This is a genomic window from Bacteroides sp. AM37-9 (genome assembly GCF_003603455.1).
Taxonomy (GTDB): domain Bacteria; phylum Bacteroidota; class Bacteroidia; order Bacteroidales; family Bacteroidaceae; genus Bacteroides; species Bacteroides xylanisolvens.
Window position 1 is genome coordinate 60608 of record NZ_QTNF01000009.1, and the last position, 13565, is coordinate 74172.

Here is a 13565-nt window from a genome sequence, read left to right on the forward strand (position 1 = left end):
TTTTTATAATTATCTGAATGGTTAAAATCCTAATCTAAGAGTCAATGTAAACTGACGAGGTACAGGGGAAGCTACTCCACCGGTATTGAAGAATTCCGGGTCCTGTCCGTTGAGTTTTTTATCTGCATAAATCAGGAATAAATTGGTAGCCTGAAGTTTCAAAGATAAATTAGATATCTTTGCTGGTGCAATCCATGATTGGGGGAAGTCATAGGACAAGGATATCTCTTTCATACGGATAAAGTCTCCCTTGGCAATTCGTTCTGTAGAATAATTGTAGGCATTATATGCATACATTAAATCTTTATTATCTTCATATTGGCGTTTCGAGATAATAGTGGGGATATTCGTGCGTTTCTCATCACCCGGCACTGTCCAGCGATTCTTGAATTCGCGTGGCATAGAAGATAAGTCACTATATTGATAGCTGAAACATGGATTCAAACGTACTACATTACCAAATGAATAGGTGATGAATACATTCAGTTTGAATGCTTTATAAGTGAAAATATTACCAAAACTTCCTGTTATGGTAGGATCAGTAGGACCTTCATATTTTAGGTAGTCTATGTTGTCACGTGTCTGAAAATCAATATCGGTACTGGTTATTTTTCCATTGATATTATACATCGGGATACCATTTGAATTTAGGCCGACAAATGGAATGGAAAACAAACCACGTACCGGGTAACCCTGACGGGCAAAACCGTAACCTGAAACTAAATCCATTACGCTGGAACGGGCATTCAGTTCTGTAACTTCATTTTTTGCTTTGGAAAAGATGAAGTCTGTATGCCATGAAAAGTTTTTCGACTGGATATTCTTACTTGAGATGGTGAACTCGATACCATGTGATTTCATGGAAGCTATATTGGCATATTTGTAGATAGAACCGCCTACTCCTTGTGTCGGGGTAATACCAATCAGGTCATAGTTGTTGCGTTTATACCAGTCGATCGAAAAATTGATCCGGTTGTCTAAGAATCCCATGTCGGCACCGATGTTCAACTCATGCTTTTTTTCGTAGGTTAATTCACTGTTTTCAGGATCAGATACATAAAGTCCTGTTTCCTGTCCGCTGGTGAAAGGACGAAATGGTGAATAACTAGTGATTATGGCATGTGAGTTGGTCACATATTCCGGTCCTCTATCGGCTGTTAAAGAGTAGGATGCTTTGAATGTTAAGTGTGACAGTACAGAGCTGAATGTCTTGAAGAAATTTTCTTCATGTACATTCCATGCTCCTGACATATTCCATGTAGGAAGCCAGCGGGAAGAACGGCTTTTTCCCATGCGATTGGTGCCTTCATAGCGGAATGTTCCGTTTACTGTATAACGTCCATCATAAGAATAAGTTGCGTTGGCAAAGCCTGCTACACTTCTTGTTGTTGTATGGTTTAATCCATAATAGCTTTCACCGGATTCAATGCCCTTCTTGAAGAATTCATATACATACGATGGTATTTCACCCATTGTATATTGCATTCCCCATCCTTGAAAATAATTTTGCATACGTTTCAAATCATTTACTTCCATACCGGCGAAAAGATTGGTTATATGCTTTTCTGCAAATAAATGATTCCAGGATGCTGTGGCACGGAAGTCTACCCCCAACATACGATAGTCCTTACGCTGGTAAATACCTCCTTCCGGTAGTATACTGATAGGCAAAGCATACGGATTATCCGGATTGGTATACAATAAGTTGTTTTCGTCACGAATGGTAGCGTCGTCCATTCCTGTGCGATAAGCGGTTGCCTGATTCGAGTGATCTTTGATGTTGTGTTCTTGTGAAGAAGCCTGATATCTGACTGCTCCTAATGCACTTAGCTCTAATTCCGGAAGGGCTTTCCATTTTATTTCTCCTTGAAATTTAACATCAGCTACATTCAAGTCCATATAATTGTTATCCAATTCATGGAGGATATTGAACGGTGCATAGTTGGCTGTATAGTCAACTGTTGGATCTAGTGCGCGTGATGTATTTAGTGCATACGAATAGGGATTGATGTCAAACTGACGGGTAACTTCTCCACTTGCTGCATTAACCTCTGAACTTAGTGTCCCGGGGGCTTTCTGTTTACGGTAGGAAGCACTGGAGATCAGGTTTATAGATAAATTCTTATATATATTATATGTTGTATTTAAATTAGCAGTATAACGTTTTACTTCACTTTGTTTATACCATCCCGGATCTGACATCGCACTTAATGAAGCATAGAATGAAGACTTTTCAGTTCCGGAAGTGATGCTGACCGAATGGTTTTGTGTAACGTTGTTGGAAAATAAGGTATTGAACCAGTCGGTATTTCTCATTTCCGCTTCGCGCAGGTAAGCATTACGTGCTTCCGGCGTGTTGGCAAGTCCGAATTGTCCTGTAACCGGGTTATATTGATTGATTAATTGATACATACGTCCATATACACCACTATCTTTGGCACGGTAAGTATCGCTGTTATTAAGCCATCCTTTCTGCTCCATCTCTTTGTAGATTCCCATTTGTTCCTGCGAATTCATAATGTTGAATTCTTTATAACTGGGAATCATACGGGTTGTAAATTCACCGGTATAGCTCATTTTGCTAACGCCGGCTTTTCCCTTCTTGGTTGTTACTACAATAACCCCTGCCATGGCTCGTGCGCCATAGATAGAGGTTGCTGATCCGTCTTTCAATATTTGAAAGCTCTCGATATCATCTGAATTCAACCCGGCAATGGCTGAACTGATTAGCGTCTCTGCATCTCCTGAAGATAAGTCATCCGGACCTACGTCAATAGCATCCTCCATGATGACTCCATCTACTACCCATAATGGCTTTGAACTACCGAAAATAGATGTGGCACCGCGTACCCGGATTTTCGGGGCAGTACCAAACGTGCCGGAAACATTTTGTACAGATACGCCTGCGGCGCGTCCTTCAAGTCCACGGCTGATATCAGGCAAACCATCTAGTTTCACTTCATCTGCGGACAATTGTTTGGTTGCTCCTGTAAACAGGCGTTTATCCATTTTTTGCATACCTGTTACTACTACTTCTGATAAAGTTTGTACATCAGGCATTAATGTAACATTCATAGTTGGGGTAGGAGTCAGATCTTGTGGCTTCATTCCTATATAAGAAAATTGTAACAGGGATTTATTGGATACATTTTCTATCGAAAACTTTCCGTCTATGTCTGTTAATACACCGGACTTGCTTCCCTTGATGACAACAGTTGCACCGATGAGAGGCTGTCCGTCATCACCGGAAATTACCACTCCTTTTACATTGAATACTTTCGCTTGTTTGGAAGGACCTTTGGAAGTAATTGTGATAAATTGATCTTCAATATGGTATTCTAGTGGCTTATTGGCTAAGATAATATCGAGAGTCTGCTCTATACTCTTATCTTTGACAGAGCCGGAAACGGTGAATTTCTTGACATCGTCATACGTAAATAGGATTTTGTAGCCGGAGAGTTTTTCCAGACGTTTAAGTACGGACGGCAATCGTTCGTTGCTAATCTCAATCGTGATTTTCTTTTGTGATTGCGTTTGAGCATTAACTTGGTAAGGCTGGAAGCACAATACGCATAGAAAACACACAATAAATAAGTTCCAATTATTTCTCATACGTTTGTTTTTAATAACACTATTTGGATATGTTTATATAACTAATGCGTACGAGAAAAGAAAATGGATACCCCTTTTGCGATTTATTTTTTAATAAAAGTGATATTTTGTTGTTTCTTGCATAGATTTGTTATACTTATGCAATAAAAACCTAGTCTATGGTAAGCGTATTGCCTTGCAAGGTGACAGTGACTTTTTTCATTCTGTTAAGCAATGAGATTGTGTGCTCTAAATCTTTAGTGCGATCGGATATGAAGTGCATTTTATATGTCATTGCTTCTTTGTTTCTGAATTCTATGTTTACATTGTACCAGCGTCCTAAGTTTTGCATAATATCTTTCAATGTAATATTGTCAAAATAGAAATAGCCGTCTTTCCAATAAACGTAAGAGTCTAAGTCTACTTCTGTTAGAACGAAATTTCCATCAGATTGCAGGTGTGCGTCTTCTCCCGGATATAGTCGGGTATATGATCCTCCTTTTGTGTTACTTACTTCTACTTTCCCGTTAATAAGTACTACATGGGTATCTTCGGGAGTATAGCTACGTATATTGAATTCCGTACCGAGAACGCGGGTTTGGACTGTCTCGGTTTTTACAATAAAGGGACGCTTGGCGTCTTTGGCTACCTTGAAATAAGCTTCGCCTTCTAAAGTAACGATACGCTCGTTGCCAATAAAGGCTGTAGGGTAAACAAAATTACTATTGGCATTCAGCCAGACTTCTGTGCCGTCACATAATACCACTTTGAAACTTTCACCTCGTGGCACGGTAAGTACGTGTGTCTGTGTAGTTGTTGAGATGACTTGCCTATAATCCAGCTCTTTCTTTTCAGACTTTGCGATGGCGGTTTTAGGCACGACTTGATTGTTTGACTGCGGTTCGTCTAACACAATTTTTTCTCCGTCATCTTTTTGCAAAACAATATGTTGGGGAGTAGTATCAGCAGTGAATACAGTGATTGGTTCTAGTGCAGGGGTTGTCAGGCTATTAATTAAGTAGTAACTCCCGAATAGAACGGTAATCATGGCGGCTATTCCGATAGTTGTTTTCCAGAGATTGGAACGCATTCGTGTTGAATGTTGTTTTTTCTTGAATCGCTCCAATTCCATTTCTACATTGGGAAGTTCTATTCCTCCTTTTTGTTGTAGGAAAAGACTGCTATCCATGATGTCGCGACAAGCTTGCAGGACTTCTTTATCTTTAAGCATCTCCTGCAGCTGTTCGTCGTTTATTTCTGAAGAACTCTCCATGATGTCGAGCGCCTTCTTTACAGATTCATCTGTATTGTTTATATTGTCAATATCTTTATTCATCACTGTTTGACTGTATCATACTTATTTATATTACGTTTAATCATAAAATAAAGATACCTGATTTATGATTTTTTTGCACATTCTTCACGTATCACCTGTAATGCTTTCACAATATGCTTCCTGACTGCACTGACACTGATATTTAATTCTTCTGCCACTTCCTGATATTTCTTGCGCTGAATATAACATTCTTCTAAAATATGCCTGGTATGTGGAGTCAGTTTTTCCATTGCCTTGCTGATATGCATCATTCTTTCATCCTGCTCCAGATATTCCGTTTCAACATAACTTTTGGTCAATTCGGAATAGATTTGTACATACTGTTCATGTGTATTCTGATGTCGTAGGAAGTCAATGCTTTTGTTGCGAACGTAAACGTATAGATAAGATTTAGCCGTGGCTTTATCTATTTTTGCATAATTGGCCCAAATAAATTCGAAGGCGTCGCTTACGATATCCTTGCTAGCCTCCATATTATTAATCAGGTGAAATGCATAATAATAAAGTTGAGGATAGTACTCTTTAAAAAGAAAATCAAAATCGGCCTTATCTTCCACGTGCTTTAAAAGTGTTGAATAGTAAATAAATCGCGTTGCAAATAAACAAATAATAATTGAGAAAAGCAAAATGGCTTTTATTTTATATTTATCGTATCTTTGTGGCATCATATTTTTTCAATTAATATTCATGTAGGACCTGAAAAGTAATAATGGAGAGTATTTTAATTACAGGCGCGAGTGGTTTTATCGGCAGTTTCATCGTGGAGGAAGCGTTGAAGCGAAAGTTTGGTGTGTGGGCCGGGATTCGTTCTACGAGTAGCAAGCGGTATTTGAAAAACCGGAAAATCCACTTTCTGGAACTGGATTTTGCGCACCCTAATAAACTTCGTGCCCAACTCTCCGGGCATAAAGGCACTTACAACAAATTTGATTATATCATTCATTGCGCCGGTGTTACAAAGTGCCCCGACAAGCACTCTTTTGACTATGTGAATTATCTTCAGACCAAATATTTTATCGATACGTTGAAGGAGCTGAATATGGTTCCGAAACAGTTTATCTATATCAGTACATTGAGTGTGTTCGGACCTGTACGTGAGAAGGACTATACTCCGATAAAGGCGGACGACCCTCCGGTACCCAATACTGCTTATGGATTGAGCAAACTGAAAGCGGAGTTGTATATTCAGAGTATGCCCGGTTTCCCTTATGTCATTTATCGTCCTACAGGAGTCTATGGACCTCGTGAAGCTGATTACTATCTGATGGCAAAGTCTATTCAGAAACACGTTGATTTCTCGGTCGGTTTCCGTCGTCAGGACTTGACTTTTGTGTATGTGAAAGACATTGTGCAGGCTATTTTCCTAGGAATAGAGAAAAAAGTAGTTCGTAAGGCGTATTTCTTGACAGACGGGAAAGTTTATAAAAGCCGTGCCTTTTCGGATTTGATACAAAAAGAATTGGGTAATCCGTTTGTTCTTCACTTGAAATGTCCATTAATTGTGCTAAAAGTTATATCTTTGTTCGCTGAATTCATTGCTACACGTTCCGGGAGGAGCAGTACCCTGAATTCGGATAAATATAAGATAATGAAACAACGCAACTGGCAATGCGATATAACCCCGGTAATGGATGAACTGGGGTATGTGCCCGAATATGATTTGGAAAAGGGAGTTCGGGAAACCATTGCCTGGTATAAAAATGAAGGATGGCTTTAGACTTATTTAAGCGCATAGAAACCCGGAAAGGGTTGTTTGCTGTGGAAAAGATTACATTGATTTATAATCTGTTGACTTCCATATTGATTCTGTTCCTGTTTCAGCGGATGGATCATCCATGGCACATGTTGCTGGATAGGGCTATGATCGCGGCAATGACTTTTTTATTGATGTATCTTTATCGTCTTGCTCCCTGTAAATTTTCGGCGTTTGTGCGTATTGTTATTCAGATGAGTCTGCTGTCTTATTGGTATCCGGACACTTTCGAGTTCAATCGTTTTTTTCCGAATTTAGATCATGTATTTGCAACTGCCGAACAATTTATTTTCAATGGTCAGCCTGCTATTTGGTTCTGCCATACGTTTCCGCATCTTATAGTCAGCGAGGCGTTCAATATGGGATATTTCTTTTATTATCCGATGATGCTGATTGTGGCTCTATTCTATTTCATTTATAAATTTGAGTGGTTCGAAAAGATGTCTTTTGTGCTTGTCACTTCTTTCTTTATTTACTATCTGATTTATATATTCGTTCCTGTTGCAGGCCCTCAATTCTATTTTCCTGCCATTGGTATTGATAATGTATCTAAAGGTATTTTTCCTGCTATCGGTGATTATTTCAATCATAATCAGGAGTTACTTCCCGGACCGGGCTATCAGCACGGATTTTTTTATAGTTTGGTGGAAGGCTCGCAGCAAGTGGGTGAACGTCCTACGGCGGCATTCCCCAGTTCGCATGTAGGCATTTCTACTATTCTGATGATTATGGCTTGGCGTGGCAGCAAGAAGTTGTTTGCCTGTCTTATACCTTTCTATATGTTGCTCTGTGGGGCTACCGTATATATTCAGGCGCATTATGTGATTGATGCCATTGTTGGTTTCTTCTCTGCATTCCTATTGTATGTAGTCGTAACCTGGATGTTCAAAAAGTGGTTTGCGCAGCCGATGTTTAAATAGAAACCAAAGACCTTGACGTTTTAATTAGATCATGTTATTCTTCAGGAACAAGTACAAGTTCCTGAAGAATAGATATAATAGGTGCTGATTTAAATTTCCGGATTTTCTTTGCGTTGGGAAGTGATTTCATCAAATATCCGGAAAAGCTCTTCTTTTGTTTCTGCCCGTAACATCGCAATACGTGTGTTGCGGAAGTTAGGGATTCCCTTGAATAGAGGGCTTGCGGCCAGATGACGGCGTACATGCAAAATACCTCTACGCTCATCGAGCAGATTAACGCTGTCTACCACTTCCTGACGAAGTACTTCCATACACCATTCAAAACTAAGTGGAGGTAATTCTTCACCTGTCTCTAAATAGTGTTTTACTTCCTTGAATATCCATGGACGACCGAAGCTGGCGCGACCGATCATCACAGCATCTACTCCATAACGGTCAAAACACTCCTTACAGCGTTGAGGATTGGTCACGTCTCCATTACCGATAATGGGAATATGCATTCTCGGATTATTCTTCACTTCGCCTATCAGTGTCCAATCCGCCTCTCCGGTATACATTTGTGCGCGGGTACGGCCATGTATAGTCAATGCGGCTATGCCACAATCTTGCAATTGTTCCGCTAATTCTACAATTACTTTATTGTTTGCATCCCATCCCAAACGAGTCTTCACTGTTACGGGTATTTTCACCGCATCTACGACAGCACGGGTGATCTCCAGCATTTTGGGGATATTTTGTAGCATACCTGCTCCAGCACCTTTTCCAGCTACTCTTTTCACGGGACATCCGAAGTTAATATCCAGAATGTCAGGTTGTGCCTGCTCTACAATCTTGGCAGCTTCCACCATTGTCTCTGTATCTTTCCCGTATATCTGGATGGCGACAGGACGTTCTGCATCGCTGATACTTAGTTTCTGCGCAGTCTTGCTGACAGCGCGTATCAGTGCGTCACTCGATACAAATTCGGTGTACACCATATCTGCTCCGAATTTCTTGCATATCAGGCGGAAAGCCGGATCGGTTACATCCTCCATCGGGGCAAGTAAGATGGGGTGTTTTCCTAAATCTATATGGGCTATTTTCATATATAATATTACTGCTTATTAAAGTTTTTATTGGTTGCTTTATATTTCTGTTTCGGATGGTTGGGAATTCCGGGGTATAGTCTCTCTATTGTACCGTTTTGAAGCATTCTGGGGATAATAAAATTGATAAGATATTTAAGTGTTTTATGAACTTTTGTTGCTATTTCTTCAATACTAATATAGTCTTGTGATAGCGAAATGATGAGTGCTTGCAATTCTTCAAAAGTCATTCTTTGTTTATTTTGCTTTGAACTCTCCATGTTACTCTTCAGACTCTCCATGTTACTCTTCAGACTCTCCATATTACTTTCCGAGCTCTCCATATTACTTTCCGAGCTTTCCATATTATTCTCTGAACTTTCAACCTTATCTTCCAAAGTTTCAAACTTTCCCTCAGATTCATTAATATGGTATTTCGTTCCTCTGCCATTTCCTTCTGCAATCAAAAATCCTTCATTACAGAGTTTTTTTAGCATCTTTGTGATATCTGAACGATGTTGAGGAACAACGTATTGTAGTTGAGTGTTATTAATCTCATTTTCACTATAACAAGTAACCAAAGCCGTTAACTCATCTTGGGTTAGTTTTTCAATCTTTCCATCAAATAGTTCTTTTAGTTTGATTACAGCATCATCCGGTAATAAACTTATCATAGGTAAAGTTAGTTCCACCTTGTCCGGACGGTTCAATTCTTCAACATACGGTTTTTGCCAGTTAGCTTCTCTCCAACCTTTTATAATCTTATTTACACCGCTACCAGCTTTCTCCGAGAAACCGATTAGCATGAACATTTTTTGTAATGCTTTATTACGGCATACGCTGTCTCCCCCTGAATAATATTGTGTTTTGCTGACCAACATTGTTCCGGGATTCTTGAAGCGGTATTTATCTACCCACTGTTCAACAACAATGTTTCCTTCTTCCGAGAAATCACAATGAATAAGTGTGTTGATAAATGCTTCACGTATTGCAATATGTGTGGGAGTCTCATCAATTCGTATACCATTTCTTATTTGGAAAGGTTTAGGGAGTATGACAGTCAGTTTAGGGTATACTTTGCGATAAAATTGGAAGAGATTTGCTTCCCAAGTTCCGTCCGGGCAGATACGATCTGACCATCTGATAGAATCGTCTGCTCCTAAATGTTCCCTATAATCTGGAAAATAATTAGGAGCGCATTCAGGATCTGTGATACTTTCTGTTTTGCCGAACATAAGTATTCCGGCTAAAGTGAAACCTTCCTCTTTAGTATGCCGGTCTTTACGATACGCTTCCAATTTTGTCAGAAATTCCAGGTCATTCAGGCTAAGCCATGGATGAGATGGTTTCAGATTGGCAAATAGTTGCCTGTATTGTGTCAGGGTTTCCTTATCAATATCTTCTATGGAATAATTGCACAGGATTCTGGAATCACGTGGGTGGTTTTCGTCCGAATCTGCAATCAAGCGTTTCACTTCAGCATCTGTACATTTATAATCGCCTTCATGGTTACGTTTAAATGTATGTCCGCCAAAAGGATTTCTTGTTCTGTAGATAGGACGTTGTATACGGGTTGCACGAGGAACATAAATGAGGAGCAGATTTTTTCCTTTATAACAACCTTCATACAGGTCGTTATCAGAAAGCAGATTCTCATTTACACAATCCGGATTATTAATCTGATTCCAAAAGTCTTTTTTGTACTGGCTGATTTGTTCTTTTGTCAGTCCTTCAATAATGAATTGCTGTTTATACTCTTTCACACCAAGTATAATAACTCCTCCATCTGTATTGGCAAAAGAAGAATAAGTGTCCCATAAACTGTTGGGAAGACCATCTTTGGCAATCTTGAATTCCAAATCTACAGCTTCCTCTTTTTGTATCAACGAGTCTATATAGTCGGTGAAATCCCACTCTTCCAGATTGTTGAGTACGATTGGTTTCTTATTTTCCATTTCTTCTTTCTGCTTTATTCTCTGCAAAAATACGGATAAATTCGTACCTTTGCACACTTCTATCATATTAATGATTATTGGACAGTAAAATGAATATAAAAGATTTTGAAATAATGGCTCCTGTGGGTTCGCGCGAATCTCTTGCTGCGGCCATTCAGGCAGGTGCCGATTCTATCTATTTCGGTATAGAAAACCTGAATATGCGTGCCCGTTCGGCTAATACATTTACGATTGATGATTTGCGGGAAATAGCCCGTACGTGTGACGAGCACGGGATGAAGAGCTACCTGACGGTCAATACGATTATCTATGATAAAGATATCCCTCTGATGCATACCATTGTCGATGCGGCCAAGGAAGCGGGAATTTCTGCGGTAATTGCAGCTGATGTGGCAGTGATGAATTATGCCCGTCAGATAGGGCAGGAGGTACATCTTTCCACCCAGTTGAATATCTCCAATGCGGAGTCTTTGAAATTCTACGCGCAATTTGCAGATGTGGTAGTATTGGCCCGTGAGTTGAATCTGGAACAGGTGGCCGAGATTTATCGTCAGATACAGGAAGAACATATCTGTGGTCCGAGCGGTGAACAACTTCGTATCGAAATGTTCTGCCACGGCGCGCTTTGTATGGCAGTATCGGGTAAATGCTATCTCTCTTTACATGAGATGAATCATTCGGCCAATCGCGGTGCTTGTATGCAGGTATGTCGTCGTTCTTACACGGTTCGTGATAAGGAAACGGATGTGGAACTGGATATTGATAACGAATATATCATGTCTCCCAAAGACTTGAAGACCATCCATTTTATGAATAAAATGTTGGATGCCGGTGTACGTGTATTCAAGATTGAAGGCCGTGCCCGTGGACCTGAATATGTACGTACGGTGGTTGAATGTTACAAAGAAGCTATCAAGGCTTATTTGGATGGAACATTCACCGATGAAAAGATTGCGGCTTGGGATGAACGCCTGAAAACCGTATTCAACCGTGGCTTCTGGGATGGATATTACTTGGGACAGCGTTTGGGCGAATGGACCAGGAATTATGGTTCGGCAGCTACGGAACGTAAGATTTATGTAGGTAAAGGTATCAAATACTTCTCTAATATCGGAGTTTCCGAATTCCTGGTAGAAGCGGCTGAAGTAAGTGTAGGCGATAAGCTTCTCATTACAGGGCCGACTACCGGTGCCCTATTTATGACTTTGGAAGAAGCTCGTGTTGACTTGGAATCTGTGCAAACAGTGAAGAAGGGACAGCATTTCTCCATGAAATCGGATAAGATACGTCCCAGTGACAAGCTGTATAAACTGGTATCGACCGAAGAATTGAGGAAGTTCAAAGGACTCGACATTGAGCAAAAAAGAGGCTAACTGTTATTTCTCAACTTTTAATTCTCAATTTAAATGAACTATATCTATGAATTGGAAATGAAGGTTCGCGATTACGAATGTGACCTTCAAGGTATTGTCAATAATGCCAATTATCAGCACTATCTGGAACATACCCGCCACGAGTTTCTGACTTCGGTGGGTGTCAGTTTTGCTGCACTTCATGAGCAAGGAGTCGATCCGGTAGTGGCACGTATTAGTATGGCATTCAAGACTCCATTGAAAAGCGGAGATGAGTTTGTCTCGAAACTATATATGAAAAAGGAAGGTATCAAATATGTGTTTTATCAGGATATCTTCCGTAAGAATGATAATAAAGTAGTAGTGAAATCCACTGTTGAGACGGTATGTGTGGTAAACGGACGTTTAAGTGACAGCGAATTGTTCGATAATGTCTTTGCGCCCTACCTGAAATGAACAGCTCGGAAGAAGAACAAATTTATAGTATTGCTCTGACAATGGTGCCCGGTATCGGGCACATAGGAGCAAAACATTTGATAGATGGAATGGGTAATGCCGTTGATGTCTTCCGTCTGCGCAAAGAAATACCGGAACGTATTCCAGAAGTAAGTCAACGGGTGATAGAGGCATTGGATTGTCCGCAAGCTGTGCTCCGCGCCGAACAAGAATATGAATTTATCCGGAAGAATCGGATCTCTTGTCTGTCTTTTCATGATGAGGCTTATCCTTCCCGTTTGCGGGAATGTGAAGATGCCCCTGTCGTTCTTTTCTTTAAAGGAAATGCCGATCTAAATTCCCTTCATATCCTGAATATGGTAGGAACCCGTAATGCTACTGATTATGGGACACAAATCTGCGCCTCTTTTCTGCGGGATCTGAAAGCACTTTGTCCTGAAGTGCTTGTAGTCAGCGGTCTTGCTTATGGAATCGATATTCATGCGCATCGTGAAGCTTTGGCCAATGAATTACCTACAGTAGGTGTTTTAGCTCATGGGCTGGATCGTATTTATCCTCATGTCCACCGGAAAACAGCTGTTGACATGCTTGAAAAAGGGGGATTACTGACCGAATTTCTGTCCGGCACCAATCCCGACCGGCATAACTTTGTCAGCCGTAACCGTATTGTCGCCGGTGTGTGTGATGCTACAATTGTCATTGAATCAGCAGAGAAAGGCGGTTCACTGATTACAGCCGAACTTGCCGAAGGTTATCATCGCGACTGTTTCGCTTTCCCCGGTCGCGTGAATGATGAATATTCAAAAGGATGCAACCTGTTAATCAGAGAAAACAGAGCTTCTTTGTTATTATCAGCCGAAGATTTTGTGAAGGCTATGGGCTGGGAGGTTAGTGCTCATTCGGCAAAAGTGGCAAATGTGCAGCGTAGTCTTTTTCTTGATTTGTCTGAAGAGGAGCAAAAGGTTATTGAAATTCTTGAGAAACGAGGCGATTTACAGATTAATACATTAGTAGTTGAAGCGGATATTCCCGTGCAGAAAATGAATACGATTCTTTTCGAGCTTGAAATGAAAGGTGTAGTTCGTGTGTTGGTAGGGGGAATGTACCAGTTATTATAGTAATTTCCTGATAATTTGTA

At 40.3% G+C, this 13565-nt stretch carries 10 protein-coding genes; 5 read left to right on the top strand and 5 right to left on the bottom strand.

What is annotated here, in order from left to right; genetic code table 11:
• Nucleotides 1-21: 21 nt before the first annotated feature.
• From DW862_RS08315 to DW862_RS08325, 3 genes are all read right to left on the bottom strand, one after another.
• On the bottom strand, nt 22-3612 hold the full coding sequence (locus DW862_RS08315; protein WP_165861898.1) for a SusC/RagA family TonB-linked outer membrane protein: 3591 nt from the start codon (nt 3610-3612) through the stop codon (nt 22-24).
• A gap of 151 nt (nt 3613-3763) precedes the next feature.
• Nucleotides 3764-4927: a FecR family protein gene (locus DW862_RS08320; RefSeq protein ID WP_055234493.1), complete on the bottom strand. Its 1164-nt coding sequence runs from the start codon at nt 4925-4927 to the stop codon at nt 3764-3766.
• A gap of 62 nt (nt 4928-4989) precedes the next feature.
• On the bottom strand, nt 4990-5592 hold the full coding sequence (locus DW862_RS08325) for an RNA polymerase sigma-70 factor (protein ID WP_081354123.1): 603 nt from the start codon (nt 5590-5592) through the stop codon (nt 4990-4992).
• Between the two features lie 44 nt (nt 5593-5636).
• Here DW862_RS08325 and DW862_RS08330 point away from each other — a divergent pair, with 44 nt between their 5' ends.
• The gene (locus DW862_RS08330; protein WP_008023433.1) at nt 5637-6644 is read left to right on the top strand and encodes an NAD(P)-dependent oxidoreductase; all 1008 of its coding nucleotides are present in this window, start codon (nt 5637-5639) and stop codon (nt 6642-6644) included.
• On the top strand, nt 6635-7600 hold the full coding sequence (locus DW862_RS08335) for a phosphatase PAP2 family protein (RefSeq protein WP_004298541.1): 966 nt from the start codon (nt 6635-6637) through the stop codon (nt 7598-7600). The genes DW862_RS08330 and DW862_RS08335 overlap by 10 nt, the downstream gene beginning before the upstream one ends.
• 89 nt (nt 7601-7689) lie before the next feature.
• Here DW862_RS08335 and dusB read toward each other — a convergent pair whose 3' ends face one another.
• Together dusB and DW862_RS08345 are read right to left on the bottom strand one after the other, a co-directional pair.
• Nucleotides 7690-8685, bottom strand: coding sequence for a tRNA dihydrouridine synthase DusB (gene dusB, locus DW862_RS08340; protein ID WP_117684003.1), 996 nt, complete (start codon nt 8683-8685; stop codon nt 7690-7692).
• 8 nt (nt 8686-8693) lie between these two features.
• Entirely contained in the window at nt 8694-10685 is a 1992-nt protein-coding gene (locus tag DW862_RS08345; protein WP_049701383.1) for an RNA-binding domain-containing protein, read from the bottom strand.
• Between the two features lie 23 nt (nt 10686-10708).
• On the opposite strand from DW862_RS08345, the gene DW862_RS08350 reads away from it, so the two are divergent.
• The 3 genes from DW862_RS08350 to dprA are packed head-to-tail and all read left to right on the top strand — an operon-like array spanning nt 10709 to nt 13545.
• The gene (locus DW862_RS08350) at nt 10709-11992 is read left to right on the top strand and encodes a peptidase U32 family protein (protein ID WP_032811929.1); all 1284 of its coding nucleotides are present in this window, start codon (nt 10709-10711) and stop codon (nt 11990-11992) included.
• Nucleotides 11993-12025: 33 nt separating this feature from the next.
• A complete protein-coding gene (locus DW862_RS08355; RefSeq protein WP_007757582.1) occupies nt 12026-12427 on the top strand; it encodes a thioesterase family protein in 402 nt (133 codons plus the stop codon).
• Nucleotides 12424-13545 (top strand): DNA-processing protein DprA, encoded by a 1122-nt coding sequence (gene dprA / locus DW862_RS08360; protein WP_004317027.1) that lies wholly within the window; start codon nt 12424-12426, stop codon nt 13543-13545. Before DW862_RS08355 ends, dprA begins: the two co-directional genes overlap by 4 nt.
• Nucleotides 13546-13565: the final 20 nt, after the last annotated feature.

Bases quoted from the DNA above. Each gene is read 5' to 3' on its own strand.
- DW862_RS08345 (WP_049701383.1), bottom strand. From the start codon at position 10,685: ATGATAGAAGTGTGCAAAGGTACGAATTTATCCGTATTTTTGCAGAGA.
- DW862_RS08335 (WP_004298541.1), top strand. From the start codon at position 6,635: ATGGCTTTAGACTTATTTAAGCGCATAGAAACCCGGAAAGGGTTGTTT.
- DW862_RS08320 (WP_055234493.1), bottom strand. From the start codon at position 4,927: ATGAATAAAGATATTGACAATATAAACAATACAGATGAATCTGTAAAG.
- DW862_RS08355 (WP_007757582.1), top strand. From the start codon at position 12,026: ATGAACTATATCTATGAATTGGAAATGAAGGTTCGCGATTACGAATGT.
- dusB (WP_117684003.1), bottom strand. From the start codon at position 8,685: ATGAAAATAGCCCATATAGATTTAGGAAAACACCCCATCTTACTTGCC.
- dprA (WP_004317027.1), top strand. From the start codon at position 12,424: ATGAACAGCTCGGAAGAAGAACAAATTTATAGTATTGCTCTGACAATG.
- DW862_RS08330 (WP_008023433.1), top strand. From the start codon at position 5,637: ATGGAGAGTATTTTAATTACAGGCGCGAGTGGTTTTATCGGCAGTTTC.
- DW862_RS08325 (WP_081354123.1), bottom strand. From the start codon at position 5,592: ATGCCACAAAGATACGATAAATATAAAATAAAAGCCATTTTGCTTTTC.
- DW862_RS08315 (WP_165861898.1), bottom strand. From the start codon at position 3,612: ATGAGAAATAATTGGAACTTATTTATTGTGTGTTTTCTATGCGTATTG.
- DW862_RS08350 (WP_032811929.1), top strand. From the start codon at position 10,709: ATGAATATAAAAGATTTTGAAATAATGGCTCCTGTGGGTTCGCGCGAA.